General features: G+C 63.0%; 1 protein-coding gene. It reads right to left on the bottom strand.

Going from position 1 to position 627, the window contains the following annotated elements; all coding sequences use genetic code 11:
- Positions 1 to 627, bottom strand: a 627-nt coding sequence (locus L6Q67_RS23970) for a condensation domain-containing protein (RefSeq protein ID WP_296576155.1), incomplete at both ends; no start/stop codon positions are given.

Genomic DNA, 627 nt, shown 5'->3' with positions numbered 1-627 from the left:
GCGTAGGTGAAGCTCACACGCACCTGGCCGTCGGCGTCTTCGACCGTGTCAACTGTCAGTTCAAACTGCGCATGCTGTTCGCCCAGCGCATAGTCTTCCAGCGTGAGTCCGGGCAATTGCTGCAGCGCCCGATGGTCTTGCCGCTGGTGGTTGAACATCACCTGGAACAACGGGTTGGTGCCCAAGTTGCGCTCCGGCTGCAGCGCCTCGACCAATTGCTCGAAGGGCAGATCCTGGTGCGTCTGCGCACCGAGGGCAGCTTCCTTGGCCTGCTTGAGTACTTGCGCCAGACTCAACCGCCCACCAATTACGTTGCGCAGCACTTGCGTGTTAACGAAGAAGCCCACCACGCCTTCGGTCTCCACGCGGTGACGGTTGGCTATGGGTACCCCCACCCGGATGTCTTGCTGGCCGCTGTAGCGGTGGAGCAGCGCTTGCACCCCGGCCAGTAGCACCATGAACAGCGTCGCCCCTTCGGCTCGCTCCCGCTGGTGCAGGCCCTGCACCAGTTCGCTCGGCAGTTCGAGACCATGGCGGGCCGCACTGTAGACGCCATCAGCCTTGCGAGGGTGGTCCGCCGGCAATTGCAGCACCGGGTGATCGTCGCCCAGTTGTGCTTTCCAGTAA

The sequence above is a fragment of the Zoogloea sp. genome (assembly GCF_023150065.1).
In the GTDB taxonomy this organism is placed as follows: Bacteria; Pseudomonadota; Gammaproteobacteria; order Burkholderiales; family Rhodocyclaceae; genus Zoogloea.
This window is presented reverse-complemented; position numbering and strand designations above follow the sequence as displayed.